This window comes from Pelomonas dachongensis (assembly GCF_043555865.1).
GTDB lineage: Bacteria > Pseudomonadota > Gammaproteobacteria > Burkholderiales > Burkholderiaceae_C > Pelomonas > Pelomonas dachongensis.
Genome location: NZ_JBIGHY010000019.1, coordinates 13,979 through 31,941, shown reverse-complemented (window position 1 = coordinate 31,941; position 17,963 = coordinate 13,979). Strand labels below are relative to the sequence as shown.

At 63.5% G+C, this 17,963-nt stretch carries 17 protein-coding genes; 8 read left to right on the top strand and 9 right to left on the bottom strand.

Going from position 1 to position 17,963, the window contains the following annotated elements; all coding sequences use genetic code 11:
- Nucleotides 1-181: 181 nt before the first annotated feature.
- On the top strand, nt 182-298 hold the full coding sequence (locus ACG02S_RS25490) for a benenodin family lasso peptide (RefSeq protein ID WP_394473313.1): 117 nt from the start codon (nt 182-184) through the stop codon (nt 296-298).
- Between the two features lie 140 nt (nt 299-438).
- Nucleotides 439-909 (top strand): hypothetical protein, encoded by a 471-nt coding sequence (locus ACG02S_RS25485; RefSeq protein WP_394473312.1) that lies wholly within the window; start codon nt 439-441, stop codon nt 907-909.
- A 29-nt stretch (nt 910-938) separates the two neighbouring features.
- On the opposite strand, the gene ACG02S_RS25480 is transcribed toward ACG02S_RS25485, so the two are convergent.
- The 5 genes from ACG02S_RS25480 to ACG02S_RS25460 are packed head-to-tail and all read right to left on the bottom strand — an operon-like array spanning nt 939 to nt 6,011.
- Nucleotides 939-1,169, bottom strand: coding sequence for a hypothetical protein (locus ACG02S_RS25480; protein ID WP_394473311.1), 231 nt, complete (start codon nt 1,167-1,169; stop codon nt 939-941).
- A 27-nt stretch (nt 1,170-1,196) separates the two neighbouring features.
- On the bottom strand, nt 1,197-2,147 hold the full coding sequence (ku, locus tag ACG02S_RS25475; RefSeq protein WP_394473310.1) for a non-homologous end joining protein Ku: 951 nt from the start codon (nt 2,145-2,147) through the stop codon (nt 1,197-1,199).
- 34 nt (nt 2,148-2,181) lie between these two features.
- Complete coding sequence (ligD, locus tag ACG02S_RS25470) at nt 2,182-5,589, bottom strand: DNA ligase D (RefSeq protein ID WP_394473309.1); 3,408 nt, start codon at nt 5,587-5,589, stop codon at nt 2,182-2,184.
- A 15-nt stretch (nt 5,590-5,604) separates the two neighbouring features.
- Nucleotides 5,605-5,832: a hypothetical protein gene (locus ACG02S_RS25465; protein ID WP_394473308.1), complete on the bottom strand. Its 228-nt coding sequence runs from the start codon at nt 5,830-5,832 to the stop codon at nt 5,605-5,607.
- A complete protein-coding gene (locus tag ACG02S_RS25460) occupies nt 5,829-6,011 on the bottom strand; it encodes a DUF3606 domain-containing protein (protein WP_394473307.1) in 183 nt (60 codons plus the stop codon). Before ACG02S_RS25460 ends, ACG02S_RS25465 begins: the two co-directional genes overlap by 4 nt.
- Before the next feature lie 582 nt (nt 6,012-6,593).
- Between ACG02S_RS25460 and ACG02S_RS25455 the strand changes: the two genes are divergently transcribed.
- The 6 genes from ACG02S_RS25455 (at nt 6,594) to ACG02S_RS25430 (ending at nt 11,684) form a co-directional block, all read left to right on the top strand.
- Nucleotides 6,594-6,989 (top strand): HPF/RaiA family ribosome-associated protein, encoded by a 396-nt coding sequence (locus tag ACG02S_RS25455; RefSeq protein WP_394473306.1) that lies wholly within the window; start codon nt 6,594-6,596, stop codon nt 6,987-6,989.
- Between the two features lie 343 nt (nt 6,990-7,332).
- Nucleotides 7,333-7,602: a hypothetical protein gene (locus ACG02S_RS25450; protein ID WP_394473305.1), complete on the top strand. Its 270-nt coding sequence runs from the start codon at nt 7,333-7,335 to the stop codon at nt 7,600-7,602.
- A gap of 211 nt (nt 7,603-7,813) precedes the next feature.
- Nucleotides 7,814-8,335 carry an energy transducer TonB gene (locus ACG02S_RS25445; protein ID WP_394473304.1) on the top strand — a complete coding sequence of 174 codons (522 nt, stop codon included), beginning with the start codon at nt 7,814-7,816 and terminating at the stop codon, nt 8,333-8,335.
- 417 nt (nt 8,336-8,752) lie between these two features.
- Nucleotides 8,753-10,201, top strand: coding sequence for a tyrosine-type recombinase/integrase (locus ACG02S_RS25440; RefSeq protein ID WP_394473303.1), 1,449 nt, complete (start codon nt 8,753-8,755; stop codon nt 10,199-10,201).
- A gap of 175 nt (nt 10,202-10,376) precedes the next feature.
- Nucleotides 10,377-10,694: an AlpA family phage regulatory protein gene (locus ACG02S_RS25435; protein WP_394473302.1), complete on the top strand. Its 318-nt coding sequence runs from the start codon at nt 10,377-10,379 to the stop codon at nt 10,692-10,694.
- Nucleotides 10,695-11,498: 804 nt separating this feature from the next.
- Nucleotides 11,499-11,684, top strand: a complete 186-nt coding sequence (locus tag ACG02S_RS25430; protein ID WP_394473301.1) for a hypothetical protein — start codon at nt 11,499-11,501, stop codon at nt 11,682-11,684.
- A 138-nt stretch (nt 11,685-11,822) separates the two neighbouring features.
- Here the strand turns inward: ACG02S_RS25430 and ACG02S_RS25425 are convergent, their stop codons facing one another.
- The 4 genes from ACG02S_RS25425 to imuA form a co-directional block, all read right to left on the bottom strand.
- On the bottom strand, nt 11,823-12,230 hold the full coding sequence (locus ACG02S_RS25425; protein ID WP_394473300.1) for a hypothetical protein: 408 nt from the start codon (nt 12,228-12,230) through the stop codon (nt 11,823-11,825).
- A gap of 290 nt (nt 12,231-12,520) precedes the next feature.
- Nucleotides 12,521-15,619, bottom strand: a complete 3,099-nt coding sequence (locus ACG02S_RS25420) for an error-prone DNA polymerase (protein ID WP_394473299.1) — start codon at nt 15,617-15,619, stop codon at nt 12,521-12,523.
- Between the two features lie 8 nt (nt 15,620-15,627).
- Nucleotides 15,628-16,956 carry a Y-family DNA polymerase gene (locus ACG02S_RS25415; protein ID WP_394473298.1) on the bottom strand — a complete coding sequence of 443 codons (1,329 nt, stop codon included), beginning with the start codon at nt 16,954-16,956 and terminating at the stop codon, nt 15,628-15,630.
- Entirely contained in the window at nt 16,880-17,773 is an 894-nt protein-coding gene (gene imuA, locus ACG02S_RS25410) for a translesion DNA synthesis-associated protein ImuA (RefSeq protein ID WP_394473297.1), read from the bottom strand. The genes ACG02S_RS25415 and imuA overlap by 77 nt, the downstream gene beginning before the upstream one ends.
- Between the last annotated feature and the right edge of the window lie 190 nt (nt 17,774-17,963).

Below are 17,963 nucleotides of genomic sequence, written 5' to 3'. Positions count from 1 at the left end.
AAGAAAACTGTGATTTGAGAACGCCATGCGTTCATTGAGCGAGTCTGAACAGTCGGCAACCGAACGCTGCAATTCACCGGAAGAACCCATTGCACCGACGAGCCCACCGCTCCTATCTTTGGTTCGCCAGAGGCAATTTCGCCGAAGGCAATCCTGACCTCAACCACTGAAGGAGAACGTCATGAGCGAAGCACCGCAACTGGAGATCGTCGACCTGGGCGACGCGAAGGAGGAGACCAAGGGCACGATCCAGGGTGACGTCCTGGAAGACAACCAGACCGTCTTCTACCGGCCCTGAGCCAGGGCAGGCGGCTGCAGGCAGCTGCAGCCGCCCGTCCACCAGGATCACCATGTCCAAGACAACCGCGCTCCAAAAGGACGCGCTTCCTGATCCATCACTGCCCGGGCCAATCTGGCCTGCTACCGCCGCAGTTCCTGTTGCCCATTTCGGTGGCAATGAAGAGGCAGGAGGCAGACTACATCAAGGCTCTCACCGCCTTCAGCAAGCCGGCGCGTGGGCTTTGCGAGGTGACGTGGGCGGGGGACGAGCACTACGACTATGCGTGGGCGGCTGATGCGGAAGTCTGGTTCGGCTGCATGGACCTGACCGAGGCGGCAGTGTTTATGCTGGACATGGCTGAGGCCTCCCTGGAAACGCATATGCGGCAAAAGGTGGCTTTCCTCGGCCTGTTCGACCAAGTGAAGCGCTTCATAGATGCCCGGCACGACTTGCGAGGCAGCGACCTGGCGACGTTGATCGTTACCGTTTTTCAGAACGGTGGCACGCTTTCAAACAATCGGCGCAAGCGCTACGCCGAGCGAGTGCAGCCGGATGTGCTGGATGCCATCGAGGATGCCGTGCGCCGGGCCATGCGGGGCCAGGCCCTCGATGACACAGAGCAGGACTGACGAAGTCACCTGCGTGTCGGCAGAGGCAGCTATGGCTGTGGCAAGTGGCCCGTCGCCGCGACGACGGCAGCCTTGGGTAACTTGGAAAGCACGGAGCTGGGCGCGCGTGCGACGTAGCCCTCCATGACGGCCCGCTCCAACGCGAGCCCTGCGTCCTGCGCGGTCATGTCGTGCAGCGCGAGGGCCTGGATGAACTGGGCGTGGTTGAAGGTGTCGGGAAGTGAGGCTAGCGCGCCGCGGATGGCAAGGTCGACGTTCATGGCGGTTCCTTTGTGGCCGGTACTTGGTCAGGCCGCCTTTTTGGCCGGGCTCTTGGCGGTCGCAGCCTTCTTGGTCGCGGGAGCCTTCTTAGCGGTCGGCTTCTTGGCTGCTGCATCATCAGCAGCGGCCTTCGAACCCTTGGACCTGCTTCCCAGGCTCTGCCGCAGCAGTTCGCTCAGGTCCACGACGTTCGAGCCGCTGAGGTCTGGCGCTTCTTCGAAGGGCTCAACCGTCGCTGTCTTGCCGGCCTTCGCCTTCTTCTGGATGAGCGCGCGGATGGCACTGGTGAAGTCGTCTGTGAACTCGTCCGGCTTCCAGGTGGAGGTCATCTCCTCGATGAGCTGCTGCGCCATCTTGAGTTCGGCCGGCTTCAAGCTGTTGGCAGTCGCACCTTCCTTTGGCAATGACAGAGCATCAGGGGAGCGAACCTCGTTTGCCCAGCGAAGCGTGCCCAGCATGAGGGCCGGTCCGGCTGGGATGAGCGCTGCCAGATGCTCCTTGTTGTGCAGCACGAAGCGGGCGATGCCGATGACGCCGGCTTTCGTCAGCGCCTCGCGCAGCAGTGCGTAGACGCGGTCGGCCTTGCCTTGCGGCGCCAGGTAGTACGGCCGCTCGGTATAGACGAACGAGACGTCAGTCGCCTTGACGAAGGTCTCGATGGCGATGGTCTGGGTGCGCTTGGGGTACGCCGCCTTGATTTCATCGTCGGACAGCACGACGTACTTGTCGTCCTCGAGCTTCACACCTTTGACGATGTTGTCCTTGTCGATTTCCTTGCCGGTGCGCTTGTTGATGCGCTTGTAGCCGACCGGGTCCATCGTGCGCTTGTCCAGCCAGTCGAAGTCGATTTCCTGTTCATCAGTCGCAGAGTGCAGCGACACCGGAACGTGGACCAAGCCAAATGAAATGGCCCCCTTCCAGATGGACCGTGAGCTGGACTTGGGTTTCTCGGATGCTGCTGCCTTCTTGGTGGCCATGGTGGGTTCCGGTTGATGAATGAGGGTGCGCGGCCTAGGTCGCCTTGAGCAACTTGGTGGCCTTGATGAGGGTCTGCTTGGTCTTCCAGTAGTCCGCCCACGGGTCGTTCTTCTGGAAGGTCAGGTACTCACGCGCCGTGGCGATGGTCCATTGCGAGCCGCTCTTGAGTTCGGCCAGCTGCTCCCACGACACCGGCATCGAGACGCCGAGCCCGGGTCGAGCGCGCGCGGAGAACGCCGCGGCGGTCGTCTGGCCGTGCCCGTTGCGCAGGTAGTCGATGAATATCTTCCCGACGCGGTTCGAGCCTCCCGATTTGGCGACGAACCGGCTGGGTATCACTTTGGCCATGTGCTGCACGACGGCCTGAGAGAACGCCTTCACGGCGTCGTACTCGAGCTTGGGCGCCAGTGGCACGACGACGTGCAAGCCCTTGCCGCCGGAGGTTTTGAGCCACGCCTGCAGACCGAGTTGCTCAAGGAACCCTTTGGTCAGAACCGCAGCTTCCTGCAGGTGCGCCCAGGTCACGCCTTCGCCTGGGTCGAGGTCGAAGATGACCCTATCCGGTCGATTGATCCGGGCGGACCTGGCGTTCCAGGTGTGGAATTCGATGGTGTTGAACTGGGCAGCGTTGACCAGCGCTTCGGCGGAGTTCACGGCGAGCAAGGCGTCGTGGCCGGGCCACAGCGATGCGTCCAAGTCCGTCATGCCGGGGATCTTGGCCTCGGAGTGCTTCTGGAAGAAGAGCTGGCCCTCGATGCCCTGAGGTGCACGGACCAAGGACACCGGACGGTCCTTGAGGTGCGGCAGCATCCAGTCGGCAATGCTCTCGTAGTAGCGAACGAGCTCGACTTTCGTGATGCCGGTGGACTTGTCGATGACGCGCTCCGGGTGGCTCACCTTGACGCTGAGCGCCGCACCGTTCTTGGCGCTCTTGGATGCTTTGACCGTGCGGTTCATCGGGGGGGTGTCCTCTCGCCTGATGCTGGATGCGGGTTTGTCGGTGCGGACGCCGCGAAACGTCGCATGTCGCACGGAGCCATCGGGCGTCCACTCTGCAAAGGCCACTTCGACCACCATCTCGGGTTTGACCCAACGCTGGGCGCCGGCGGAGCGCTTTGACCAGCGACCGGGCTTGGCCGCGGCCGGGTCGACGGTGGGTGTCTTCACTTCGAGCTTCTTCAGCTGCGCGTAAATCTCGCGACCGGCGGTGGAACTCCAACCCGTGCCGACCGCGCCAGCGTGCATGAGCACGCCGTCGTCGTAGTAGCCGAGGGTGAGATTGCCGACCTCGCCACTCGCGTTGGAACGGTCCGTGAAGCCCACGACGACAAACTCTTGCCGGTGCTGACACTTCAGCTTGAGCCAGGTCTGCGTTCTGCCGCAGGCATAGGGCGCATCGGCTCGCTTGAGCATGACGCCTTCCAGACCGATCTGGCACGCGGCTGCCAGGAGCTGTGACGGCGGCGCATCAAAGGTCTGGCTCAGCCGGACGCGGTCTGACGCGCGGTCTTCAAGGAGCGCTTCGAGGACCTTGCGCCGGCTGTCAAAAGGAACCGCACGCAGGTCCTGTTGGGCGAGGTAGGGCACGTCGAAGACGTAGTAGACGATGTTCTCGCTCGCGGCCTTGTCGATGGCGGTCTGCAAGGCGTTGAAGTCCGGCACCCCGCGGTCGTTCATGACGACGATTTCGCCGTCGAGCCATGCGGCGTCGATGCCCAGGGCCTCGACAGCGTCCGCAACGCTGCGCAGCTTGCCGGTCCAGTCGTTGCCGTTGCGCGTGAAGAGCTGAACTTTGCCTTTGGAGATGCGCGCAAGAACTCGGTAGCCGTCGTACTTGCTTTCCGCCAGCCACCCAGCCTCCGCTGGCGCGGCGCTTGCCAGCGTGGCCAACTGGGGCTCGAGCTTGGCGGGGAGTGCGGCCTTCCTCGCGCTTGCCAGGTCAGGTTCCTGGCTGTTGCGAAAAGAGGAGGCAGCTGCCGGCGCGGCGCGCGGCTCGCGTTCCTCGACCGGCCCCAGAGGATGGGCGACGACGCTGTCCGGGAGCGCCGTGATGACGTCGTACTCGGCCAAAGGCCGCGCCCAGGCGTCGCCGCGCTTCTTCAACAGCAACCAGGGCGGCTTCTTGTCGCCGGGCTTGCCGATGCGCACGAGCTCCCACAGGCCGGCCAGCTTCTCGCCGTGCATGTGGAACATGAGCTTGCCCTTGGCGAGTCCTTCCTTCGCGTCCCCGACAGGCTCCCAGGTGCCGCGGTCCCAGATGATGACGGTGCCGCCGCCGTACTGGCCCTTCGGGATTTCGCCCTCGAAGGCGTTGTAGCTGATGGGGTGGTCCTCGACGTGGATGCCCATCCGCTTGATGGCGGGGTCGAAGGACGGCCCCTTGGGCAGGGCCCAGCTGACCATCACGCCGCCGAGCTCCAGGCGGAAGTCGTAGTGCAGATGGCTGGCCCAGTGCTTTTGGATGACGAACTGCAACTGGTCCGTGGTCTTCACCCTCTTGCGTGGGACGACACCTGCCGGCTCGCCAGTGATGTCGAAGTTGCGCTTGGCGTTGTAGTGTTCAAGCGGCGCAGGTGCGTCGGGAGGTGCGGGCTGGGCCTTGCGGGCTTTGGCGGTGGCGGCCGGCTTTACCGTCTTGGCAGCGACTTTCATCGATGGGGTTTTCCTGCCACGGGTGGATCTGAGCTCCGCCCAGACAGGAGCGTGGTCGCTGGGTCCGTCCTTGCCGCGCTCGTCCTTGTCAACGCCGGCGTCCAGTACCTTGAGCTTGGAGCTGACGAGAATGTGGTCAATCCGCAGGCCTGCGTCGCGCTCCCAGCGCTTGCGCATGTAGTCCCAGAATGTGTAGGGGGTGTTGGTGGGGAAGACGTGCTTAAGCGCGTCGGTCCAGCCCTGAGCGAGGACGTCTGCGAAGGCTTCACGTGCCTCCGGCTGAACGAGCGCGTTGTCACGGTACGACTCGGTTCGGTAGATGTCAGCGTCGGTTGGGACAACGTTCCAGTCGCCAAGCAGCACGACGGGTTCGCCTGAAGCCCACAGGGCTTCGGCCCGCTGTCGCAGCCTTTCGAACCACTTCAGCTTGTAGGTGAACTTGGGGCCGGGCTGCGGGTTGCCGTTCGGGAGGTACAGGCATCCGAACAGCACGCCATTGATGGCAGCCTCGACGTACCTCGCTTCGAGGTCCTTCGCATCGCCGGGCAGCCTGGTGGCGACCTCGACGATTTCATGGCCGCGTGCGAGAAGGGCGACGCCGTTCCAGGTTTTCTGGCCAACAACGAGGGACGCATACCCTGCCTCGCGCAGCGCGTCCCCAGGGAAGCGCTCCGTGACGACTTTGAGCTCTTGCAGCGCAACGACATCCGGCTTCGTGCGGTCCAGCCAATCCAGGAGCAGATCGAGGCGCCGGACCACGTTGTTGATGTTCCAGGTCGCGACCCGCATGGTGTGGCGCACGGTCTACGGGCCGGTGCTCGCGTTCTGGTGCGCATCGATCCAAAGCTCCCCCGCTTCGCGGCCCCGCGCGAACGCGGCCGTTGCGGTCTCGCAGGTCATGTCGAGCAGGTCGCTGTGCATGGGCTGGGCATCGGCGCGCTCGGCCACGGCGAAGGCCGGACGGTAGAGCTCTCCCTCGGGCCGGGCATCCACGAGCACCATCAGGCCGCCGTAGGGGTGCTGCTGAATCACCGCTTCCCCTTGAGGTGTGCCTCAACGGCGGCGGCATCGTTGCCGACGGCCTGAACCGCCGCGCGCAACTCGTCTGCCGTGACACCGAACGTCTGGGACCAATCGCGCACCTCGTAGTCCTCGCTCAGGCTGATGCGCTTGCGGTCTTGACCGCCGGATTTCGTCTTGTCGTCGGACATGGTTTGCTCCATCAACTGGCGCTTGACCGTAGTCGGTGCCGCGTTCGTTGCGTGTCGGACGACTGCTCAACCTGGTGGCCAATCTCGTGGGGCGCGCCGATTGCCCCCCGTTCTGCTCCCAGCCTTCCCGGAGACGCAATGGCCACCGACCCGATTCAACCGATGCCCGGACGACGCCCGGTGTACCCCGTGGACACCGAACAGGTGTCCGACACCCCTGGAGCACCGCCGCGCCCCAAGGCGCCTCCGGTGGAACCTGCCAAAGGCACCGATGAGGACCCGGACTCAGACCGGAACACCGAGTCCGCCAACCACCCGAACGACGAGTAGCGCGGCGGCAGCAGGACTGCCGCGGCTGAATCCACGCGAGGTCCTTGGTCGCGCGCGATGAAGGCATGGACGACGCAGGAGCGTCCATCGCATGCACCTCGAACGGTAAAGAGAAAACCCGCGCGCGAGGCAGTGGGGTTTTCAGCGGAGTGCCAGTGCGGAGAATCCCATGAAGGGGCCGGCTGGGCTGTCGGCACGGCGATTGCCGTGACGCGGGCGACATGCGCGTTTCGCATGGGCGAAAGGACATTTATGCAAGTGCAAGTACAGACCGACAGCCATATCGATGGTCGGGAAAAGCTGATTGAGCATGTCGAGGGCGTGATCCTGGATGCGGTGGACCGATATGCGGGCGAGGTCACGCATGTCGATGCGCACCTGGGCGACGTGAACGGCAGCGACAAAGGAGGTGACGCCGACATGCGCTGCTTGCTGCAAGCACGCGTCTCGGGCGTCAAGGACATCGTCGTCAAACACCAGGCAGGCAGCCTGCATCTGGCAATCGAAGGCGCTGCTGGCAAGCTGACGAACGCGTTGGAATCGGCGCTCGGGCGATCGCATGATCGACAGCGGCGGCATGCTGGTACCGGCAAGTTGAGCGCTGACATCGCACGCGAACTTGATGACGGAAAGATGTCTGATGGGTGATCGGTACGGCCCATCGCGATGATCCTGGATGGAACGAGGACGCAGTCAAAAGGGGCTCGCGATCATCAAGATGCCTTGGGCCGCGTCCGCAAGGCCGACCAAACGGACGTATTGAGCAGCAAACCCACGGAAGACGGCGACGATGGAAACGTTGAGCTCTGCCAATCCAGGTTGCGCCGGCCGGCTGAAGCGTCGCGTCGGGTGGCCGCTGGGGCGGGACGGTCGAAGCACAAAAAAATGCTGACTCACGCAAACGACTGACCGCTGCCTCCAGGTAGTCCAAGAAATTGTCCGCATCCCCGGGGGGCAGTATTGGATGTCGCCTGACAGGCGGCGAGTCGGCGTGCTGTTCCTGCGGTCCGGCAACTTCATGTGCAGGCACTGCGGACGCGTCGCGTACGCCAGCCAGTCCGAGGACGACATGGGCCGGGCCTGGATCAAGCAGCGCAAGCTTGAGCGCCGTCTAGGTGAGCACTGGCGCCGGCCGAAGGGAATGCACCGCGCCACCTATGAACGGATCGTCGGCGGGATCATGGCGTGCGAGGAGGCGAGGGACGCGGCGCTGATGGCCTTTGCCCAACGCTTCGGGCTGCTTCGCGACCTGGGTTTGTAGCGAGTCGCCCCTCGCTTGCACGAACTTGATCGGTGTTGCGGAAGCGGGCAGTCCCGACACTGCTTGGCGCCTGCATGTGCGCCTCAGTGCATTAGCGGCTTGCGGCCACAATTCGCTGGCGGCACTGAACGTCTAGGCCTTGGCGGCTGGCGCTGACTGCCACGACTGCGCCCAATCCAAAACGCCTCAAGCCCTCACGCTCCAACACTTCATGCCTAGCGGCTCTACTACCCTTCGCAACGTCATCACGCTGGCGCTCGCCCTCACCACCGCTGCGGCCCATGCACAGTTCGTGTCCGGGCCGGTTGTGAGCCCTGCGACCAAGGAGCGTTGTGTCAGTCCGACTGAAGCGGGCTGCGAGGATGGCTTCGTGCGCATCACTTGGCCCATCGCCATAGGGGGCACATGCCGCCGACCCGCATTCGTGCGCGACCTTCTTCCAGCCGGCTTCAAAGCGCGCACCATCGTCGATATCGCTGTGGACAAGGACGGCGCCGTCACAGACGTCAAGTTGTTGATCCCCAGCGGCACCAGCGCGCTAGACAACGCCTTGGTGGCTGCGGCAAAAACTTGCAGATTCCAGCCGGGCACCCGAGGTGGTGTGCCTGCGGCGCTGACGACGTCCTGGGTCGAGGTGTGGGAGCGGACACCCTCAGCGCCGCAGATGACTCGGGTACTACAACCGCCGACATCTGCACCATCTCACCCGGCCTCTTCTTCGCAGGGCGAATAACTCTGACGCCTCGCAGGAAATCAGCCCTGCGCCACGAAGCAGCGCCCCGCAAGACGCCGTTGACGGGCTGCGTTCAGCGTGAACGGTCGTCGACGCCTTGGGCACGGAATTCTGTTGCCCATTCTGTTGCCGGACTTCAGGAATCGACCGCACAAAGGAAAACGGCCTAGCTGCCGAAGCTGCTAAGCCGTTGATTCTCTTCTTGTTATTTGGTCGGGACGGCGGGATTCGAACTCGCTACCCCTTGCACCCCATGGAATTAAAGGTTGAACAACGGCGGATGCTGGCGAACATGTACGAATTGAATTTTCCCATTTAAATCAACATGTTATAGTTTATTCATGGGGCGAATCAGTTCGCCGGCGTTCGCGCCTTGCCGGTTCTTGGTTTACCCCTTTGTTTACCCCTTGAGTTGAGGTGACTGTGACTCGCTATCCAAAGCAAGGCAAAGGCCGGAAGTGGACTATCAAAGAACTGGAGGCGATCTCGGGCGCCTGGAAGGGCGACACGCTGAGCGATGGCGAAGGTCTAAGTGGTGAGGTTCGAGTCGCTGCGGACGGGGCAGTGTCGGTTCGTTTCAAGTACGCGTTCCGATGGTCCGAGAAGGTGGTTTGGTATCAGTGCGGCACGTGGCCCACTGTGAGTCTCGAGGCGGTGCGAGCCGCGCGCGACCAAGCCAGGGACCTGGTCGGACAAGGCATCAATCCCAATGACCAACGCAAAGCCCAGCGCATCGAAGCTCAGGCCCAGGTGGAGGCGGTAATAGCTGCAGCTACCCGCCAGGAAGCCGAGAATCTGTCCGTGCGCGCGATGTTCGATGCATGGATTGCTGACGGCGTAGCGCGTGCAGACGGAAACGCGGAGTTGCGCAGGAGCTTCGAAAAGGATGTGCTGCCGTCAATTGGCGCCAAGCCGGTGAAAGAGATCACCGAGCATGATCTTCGTGCGCTGCTGCGTGCGATGGTCAAACGCGGCGTGTATCGCATGACAGTGCGTACCTACAACGACCTCGTGCAGATGTTCGCCTGGGCTGAGAAGCGCAAGCCGTGGCGCACGCTGATGGTCGATGGCAACGCGGCAGAGTTGCTCGAAATCGACAAGATATTGCCTGTCGGGGTTGACACAGAGAAGCCCCGTGAGCGGATTTTGTCGGACAACGAGTTGCGTGAATTGCGCAGCAACTTTGAAAACGCAGAGTCTGCGTATGCGGCTGCGCCTGCAGGCAAGAAGTATGAAACTGCGCGGCCACTCAAGAAGGAAAGTCGCCTAGCTCTGTGGATTTGCCTCAGCACGACATGTCGGATCGGTGAGCTGTTGATGTCCAGGTGGGAGCACGTAAACCTTGAAGCTGGCGAGTGGTTTGTGCCCGCGGAAAACACCAAGACCGGCAGCGACTGGTTGGTCTTCCTCTCACCATTCGCGCTGCGTCAGTTCAAGGCGCTGAAGGCGTTGACCGGAGACACGCCTTACTGTTTTCCGGCACGCGCAGCAAAAGGTGAAGAGCCCGACCAGCACGTGTGCGTCAAAAGCGTGTCCAAACAAGTCGGCGATCGACAGGCGCAATTCAAGCAACGCAAGGGGCCGTTGAAGAATCGGTGTCATGACAACAGTCTTGTGCTCGCCGGGGGTGCGAATGGAGAGTGGACGTCGCATGATCTGCGGCGCACTGGCGCCACGCTGATGCAGTCCTTAAAGGTGCCGCCGGACGTCATTGACCGATGTCAAAACCACGTCCTGGCCGGCAGTCGTGTGCGTCGGCACTACCTGCATTACGAGTATGCGGACGAGAAGCGCGATGCATGGACCAAGCTCGGTGACCGACTGGATCTGATCCTGAATGGCGCCTTTGCGAGCCCGTCGTCCTAAACATTTATGTCGTGACAGCTGCGGATCTCGGCCGCTGGTGGTGGCGGCCTAAGCATTTATGCCTGGCCGCAGAAGGAATCTGTTGGCGAAGGGGCTGATCTTCCCGCTGGCGTCTTACTGGTGCGCGTTCTTCATCTCTCGCTCGGCCACGTAGCCATTCAGCAGAGAGATGCCCATGAGACACATGAACCAGCGGGACATCAACCCGCAAAACCACCCGATCAACTCAGCCGAAGCGCAAACCGGACACACACGTCCCGCCTTGGACGACTTGGCTCCCGTGCAGGTCTTTAATCAGCCGCGGCACAACTTGCTGCGCCTGGCCGAAGTGATGCGGCGAACGGCCATAGGTCGAACCTCGATCTATCAAATGATCAAGCTCAACACATTCCCAAGGCCTGTGAAGGTCGGAAGCGCCAGCCTCTGGATCGATGTTGAGATTTCAGACTGGATCACACAACTGATGGCCGCTCGGGGCCAGAGCAGTCAGTAATGTCCTGCGGTCACAGCCGCCGCGTTCAAAGTGCCGATGCGGCCCGCTGCATCGCACGACACCAGTTCGATTCAGCGTTCTATGCCTGCTCAACTCACAAACGGCACCAAGCCCACCATCTTCTGGGACACGCACGAGGTGGTGACAACGCTTCTGTCTCAAGCCGCTGAAGTTATGCAAATGCGCTCCGATCTGATCAAGTCCATCACGCATATGCAGATGAGTGCTAGCCAGAGGCTGAAGTCCATCCGACCGAAGGAACGGCCTATCGGCAGCGCATCGACACGATCTGCAAGGATCGTGACGCTGGCAAATATCACACCTTCATCACGGGCCACAAGCCTGCGCGGGAGCTTTGAAACTCGCCGATGGAGGCCGCAGGCCCTGCGCTCCATTGGCGCTTCGAATGTTCAGTTGAAGCGCCGCGCCGTCGTCGCAATGAGCCGGTGGCGTTCAATCCGCATCCTTGCATCGATCTGGCGCGGGAGACGCGCGGCCTATCAATCGACGAATGCGGCGACCTGCTGCGCCAACTTCAACGCGAGCTGTACCGCAGCGCGGGTCGCCGCGTCGGCACGGCCGCTGGAGCTGTGGTGCTTGTCCGCCGCTTCATGCACGTCGTCGCCTGCGCTTCCCTTTGCAGCGAATCTGGCCGACTGCGCAGGGCGTAGTCCGCTTCAACGGCCGTCTGCATCTCCCGGCTGATGCGTCCGTTTGCGGAATGACTCACACAAGGATCTTCATGAACATAATCCGACCGGACTCGCTGGTCTTCGGCGTCGACGACGTCGCTGCCTGCGTCCAGTGCCTGACCGACTATGGCGTCACTCCGGTGGGCATGACCGAGCCGGTGGCCGATTCGAAGCGCTGGTCGGCACCTCCGTCGTCATCGCCCGAGCCGACGGCCCGACTCTGCCGGCCGCAATGGGTACGGCCTCGCAGCTGCGCAACATCGTCTACGGCGTGGCCGAGGACGCGACGCTGATCTGACAACTGGCGTCTTGAATCAACGTATGTGACCCAGGCCAGCGCAAGGGTCGAGGCCGCATTCGGACAGCCATACTCGGCAGCCGGCAACGATGAAAAGGCCCCACGTCGTAGACATGGGGCCTCATGGATCGGTTCAGCCTAGATCTCAATAGTCGGCTCTGCGCGCTCCGGCGTTTGGCTGTTCGAAGTAATGGTGAGGTGGATGTGAGCCGGCAACATGTCGTCGGCGCCTTCCAACGTTCCGGTGACATGAAGTTCGTTGTTTGAACCAAGATGGCCTGCATACTGCCGCTGGCCGTCAATGTTCTGCCCATTTGGACGCATTACGCCTTCATAGTCTCCAAATGTCAGTCGGTATGCAGGCGCCCCATCAATAGTGTCAGGGTGCGCTGTTCCGTCCAGCTGAACGGACATGCATCCGAGTTTTCCAACGCTTCCAAAAACGATGAAGCCATGCAGGGGGTTGGGAGTCATTGGAGGGACAGCCGAGTCGAGATCGACGAAGAGCTTTCCCGTCCCGGTTCTAAGTGAGAGAGTGATGTTCATAGGTTCTCCATTGGGTTGATGCCAGGTGCCCTTGGGCGTTTGTCCTGGTCCGTGGAGATGCAGAACATGCGTTGTGAAGACGTGCACGTCCTCGGTTCGAGGCGAGGAGTCGTGTGAATGCGCGCATCTGCCCGGAGCGGGTAGTTTTCTGGGATGTGTCCCAGGTCGGGCCGATGCATCTTTTCCTCGCGTGATCTTGTCAGACGGCCATGCGATCTACTTGAATGACGTTGATCCAACCCGACGGCTGACTTCGTGTTCAGGCGCGGGGCCAACGGGCGCCATCAAAACTATCGAAATTCGCGCCGCTTTGTCTTCAAGCCCCCGAGCAGCGGCGTCAGGTCTTCCAGATGCCCCGCAATCAGGTTGCTCACGCCACCCACTCGCTGCCAGGTTCCCCTCACCGCCAGCAGCCGTGAGCTCAGCGTCTCCTGCCGCTGTCGTTCCCAGATGGCCTTGTGCACGATCACCTGCACCTCCCCGGTCTCATCCTCCAGAGAAATGAAGATCGTCCCGTTTGCGGTCTCGGGTTGCTGTCGCGTCGTCACGATCCCGCACGCTTTCACGGCGCGCCGGTTGGGAGCGGCATCCAGTTCCGCCGCAGTCATCAACTGCCGCTCCTGCAACTGCGGCCGCAGCAGCGCCAACGGATGGCGCCTGAGCGTCAGGCCCAGCGACGCGTAGTCCTTGACGACGGCCTCGCCTTCGGGAGCCTCGGGCAACTCCAGGTAGTCCTCGTTGACCGGCGCGCCTTCCAGCAGGGGCGGCGCCGCACGCAGGGCTGCTGCGTCCCAGGCCTGCTGTCGCCGGTGCCCGCTGAGGCCCATCAACGCGTCGCCGGCGGCAAGCGCCGTCATCTGCTGATGGTTGAGCCCCGCACGCAGCGACAGGTCCTCGGCACTCTCGAACGGTGCTTCGTCCCGGGCCTTCGAGATCGCCAGCGCCGAGGCTTCCTGCAGGCTCTTCACGAGCCGCAGGCCCAGGCGTACAGCGGTTCCCGACCCGGTCTCTTCGAGCTTGCAGTCCCAGTCGCTCAGCATCACATCCGGGGGCAGGACCGTGACGCCGTGACGCTTGGCGTCCTGCACCAGCTGGCTCGGCGAATAAAAGCCCAGCGGCTGCGCGTTCACCATCGCCGCCAGGAACTCCATCGGGTGATGGCATTTCAGCCAACATGAGGCGTAGACGAGCAGCGCAAAGCTGGCCGCATGGCTCTCCGGGAAACCGTATTCGCTGAAGCCCTTGATCTGATTGAAGATGGCCTCGGCGAACTCGCGCTGGTAGCCGCGCGCTGTCATGCCGTCAACGATCTTGTCGTAGTGCTGCTGCAAGCCGCCTTTGCGCTTCCAGGCCGCCATGTCGCGGCGCAGCCTGTCGGCCTCGCCGCCAGAGTAGCCTGCGGCAACCATCGCGACCTGCATGACTTGCTCCTGGAACAACGGTACGCCGAGCGTGCGGCCGAGCACGGCCTCAAGCTCTTTGCTGGGGTAGGTCACCGCCTCATACCTCTGCCGTCGCCGCAGGTAGGGATGCACCATCTGCCCCTGGATGGGCCCGGGTCGGACTATGGCGACTTCCACGACCAAGTCGTAAAAGCAGCGGGGTTGCAGTCGGGGCAGCATCGACCGCTGGGCGCGCGACTCGATCTGGAACACGCCGATGGTGTCGGCCTTGCAGATCATGTCGTAGGTGGCCGGGTCCTCGGCAGGGATGTCTTGCATCTGGAAATCGAAGCCGCGCGTCTGGCTCACGAAGTCGAGCGCCTTGCGGATGGCCGTCAGCATGCCGAGGCCCAGCACATCGACTTTCAGGAGGCCGGCGGCGTCCAGGTCGTCCTTGTCCCACTGGATGACGGTGCGATCCGGCATGCTGGCGTTCTCGATCGGCACGAGTCGCGTCAGCGGGCCGTTGGTCAACACAAAGCCGCCGGGATGCTGGGAGAGGTGTCGGGGCATGCCAATGAGGTCCTTGGTGAGTTCAAGCAGCTGCCGCACCGCGAGGTCTTCGATGTCGAGGCCGGCTTCCCGAAGCCGATCGGCGTCGATCACGTTGCCATCCCACCATTGGTGCGAAGCAGCCAGGCGCTCCAGTTCGTCCATGCCGAAACCCAGGGCCTTGCCCACATCCTTGATGGCGCTCTTGACCCGGTAGGAGATCACCACCGCAGCGAGAGCCGCACGGTCGCGTGTGTACTTGCCGTACAGGTACTGGATGACCTCTTCGCGCCGCTCGTGCTCGAAGTCGATGTCGATGTCGGGCGGCTCATTGCGCTCCTTGGACATGAAACGCTCGAAAAGCACGCTCATGCGGGCCGGGTCCACCTCGGTCACGCCGGTGCAGTAGCAGACCACCGAGTTCGCAGCCGATCCCCGCCCCTGGCAGAGGATGTGCTGGCTGCGCGCGAACTGGACGATGTCCGCGACGGTCAGGAAGTAGTGCTCGTAGTGCATCTCGGCGATCAGCGTCAGTTCGCGCTCGATCTGCTCGGTGACGGAGGCCGGGATGCCGTCGGGCCAGCGCCGGCCGGCTCCTTCGTAGGTGATGCGCCGCAGATAGCTGCCCGGCGTCTCGCCGTCGGGCACCACCTCCGACGGGTAGTGATAGCGGATCTCGTCAAGGGAGAACTCGCACCGTGCGGCAACCCGCAGCGTCTGCGCCATCAGATCGGCGGGGAAGGTCCGGGCGAGCCGCCCCCGCGTGCGCAGGTGGCGCTCGGCATTGCGATCCAGTGCCCGACCGCACTCGGTCAGCGGTTTGCCCAGCCGGGTGGCCGTCATGACGTCCATCAGCGGCTTGCGGCTGCGCACATGCATCGTCACGTCGCCGACGGCCACCAGCGGGATCTCGGTCAGCGCGCTGACGTCGCGCAAGCGCGCCAGCCGCACCTCGTCATCGCTGAGCTTGAGCAGGTCCAGCCCCAGCCAGACCCGCCCCATGAAACGGCTCAGCAGCCAGCGCGCCAGCGTGATCAGCGCCTCAGGCTTGGCACGGCGTTCCGGACAAGCGACCACGACGCAGTCGTCAAGATCGCTGGGCCCGAAGTCGTCGGGCGTGGCCGAGTACGTGCCCTTCTCCGAGCTGCGTCTCAGCTTGGAGATCAGCTGGCAGAGGTTGCCGTAGCCATTGAGGCTGCAGGCGTAGACGACGATGGTGTGGGGGAAAGCGCCGTCCACCTGGAACTGGCTGCCGACGAGCAGCTGGATCTCGTGCTCCTTGGCGGCAACATGGGCGCGGACGATGCCGGCCATCGAGCACTCATCGGTGATCGCGATGGCGGTGTAGCCCAGGGCCTTGGCGCGCTGCACCAGCTCTTCCGGCCAGCTGGCCGCCTTGAGGAAGGAGAAGTTGCTGAGGACCCTCAGCTCCGCGTAGCCCGGCAGCGTCGTCATGGTCGCGCTCAGGCGAAGTGGCCATGGAGGAACCACGCGATACGGCCATCGGCGTCCTGCGTGTTGAAGACCGACAGCACGCCTGCGTTGTCGGACTGGGCGATCCAGTAGTCCCGCACCACATTGCGCGTGGACGAGGTGCCGGGCAGCCGGTCCCACCACCCCCCTTCAACGCGGTCTGGGCCGACCAGCAATGTCAACGGCCCCTCGTAATGCGGCCGGTTGTTTATGACCGCCAGCTCTAGCGGTGTCTCAAGGACAAAGGTGGGCTCGGGCTGCTCGGGAACTGGCGCAGGTGTGCGCCTCTTCTGCTTGGCCAGCGGCGTCCAATGGGTCATCCACTCCAGGCGGTGGTCATCGACCAGCACCGGCTGCAGCACGCTCTTCGGCCCGAGGCGTGCGGCGATGCGTTCGAGGACGAGATACAGCGATTCACCCGAACCCATGCTCTCCGGCAGCAGCGATGCGCTTTGCTCGGTGAGGGCTTGGACGCCGATCGCATCGATCTGCAGCTCACCGACTGGCGCCAGCAGCTCCTGCTTGGCTAGGTGCTCGGCCAGCAACCTCACGAAGTGTTCCAGGTCTCGCAGCACCTCGGCCGAGCGGATCGTCACTTCGCCGCCGTCCCCTGCGTCCTTGGCACGCATCGAATCATGAATCCAGCGGAACCGAAAGCCCACGGCACCGGCATGCCTGGAGGCCAGCCAGCCGCACATCTGCATGAGCAAGGGCCGCGCGTACATCAGCAGTGCCGGCGCGTGGTCCTCACGGGCAGGCAGCTCGATCCGAGCCGAGAAATCCTCCGGGATCGTCTCGTACCTGAAGACCTCGGCACGCTGTCCGTAGGCCTGGTCCAGGGTGGCGAGCAATGCGGTCCCGAACCGGCGGCTGACCTGCGCGCGCGGCAGCCGGCGCAGTTCACCGAGCAAGGTGATGCCCGCACAGGACAGCGTTTCCTCATGGGAAACGGCGGCGGTCAAGGCAGCTAGCGGTAACTCGTCCATCACAGGCAGCAGCAGGCGGCGCCCCAGGTCGAGCACCCCGCATCGCGCCATCACGAGGGCCGCCATCGCCGTCGGCGCCCACCCGATGCCGACGACGCCCAGGTCTGGCGCTTCCGCACTGACGCGCTCCTTCAGGGATTCCAGCCCCTTGAACAGCCGCAGGCTAGATTCCACTTCCATCGCGACGGCGCAGCCCTCCACGACAGCCACGCGGGGCGTGAACTGCAGTGACCACAGCACCAGGCCGCGCACGCCGTCAGAGGCTGGCGACGCGCTCGAGGACTTCTCGGGTGAGATCGCTGGGATCGAGGTAAGCAGAACGACCCACAACAACGTGGTTCTCCTTGGTTGGCGTCAGGGCGCTGGGCCGGCGCGTGCGAGGGGTCAGGACGTGTTCGATGCCGCCAGGCACCGAGCTCAGCTGCAGTGGCACCTCCTGAGCCGGCCCCCTGCGCTTCACGATCTGCACTTCGATCTGCCAGTCCACCAATGGCCTGGACACGATGCGAAGCGGAGCCGGCGAGGGATCATGGCGGGCGACCAGGGGCCTGCAGATGAAGACCAGGCCTTCGCAGGCCTGCGCCAGCACCTGCAGACGCCTGAGCTGCTCCGGCCGGGCTTGCGGCATCCATGCCACGACGGCGGCAGCGGCATTGGCCCTGAGCAACTGTTCCGTCGCCCAAAGCCGTTGCGACGGCGCCGCTGCCGCCACCCACTTGAGCTGCTGCTCGTCGATCCCGAGGTGCCGCAGGCCGGGCAGGTGCGGGGGCTTGGGTGGACCCACGACCACAACGGCCCGGCCCCCGGTGAGTAGCGGGCGCAGCGAAGGCCCGATGAGGCGCCATTCCTGGACCGACGGTTGGGGCTGCAGGATCTCGATCAGGCAGCCGCAGGGCCAGCCTCCTTCAGGGATCTCCGCGTCCAGCGCCGCAAAACCGGTGCTGACGGCCGTCGTCCTCGCGTGGCCCAGTTGGTCCGCCCGCCAGACCGAATCGATCAGCGCGTCGGGAAGATGGCAGGCTGGCCCGGCAGCGTTCTGTGCAGGCGCAGGCAGCGCGACGGGCTCGAGGGCCGCGTCGTGCTTTTCGCAGGCAACAGAAGGACTTTGCAGCGAGGACAGCAAGTCCTCCTGCACCGGGTGGGCAGACATGGGGATGTGGCGTCAGCGGGGTTGGCGCGGCTCAAGCTTGTGTTGAAAGACTGTTTATTTATACAGTACACCACAAGGCGGCACGCGTCCAGCAGGCGGGCCACCGACACGGGTGCAGGCGGTCGTCCGTCACGTCACGCGCCCTCCGTGCATTGATGTGCGATAACGGCGTCTCCCCATCAGCAGGGAC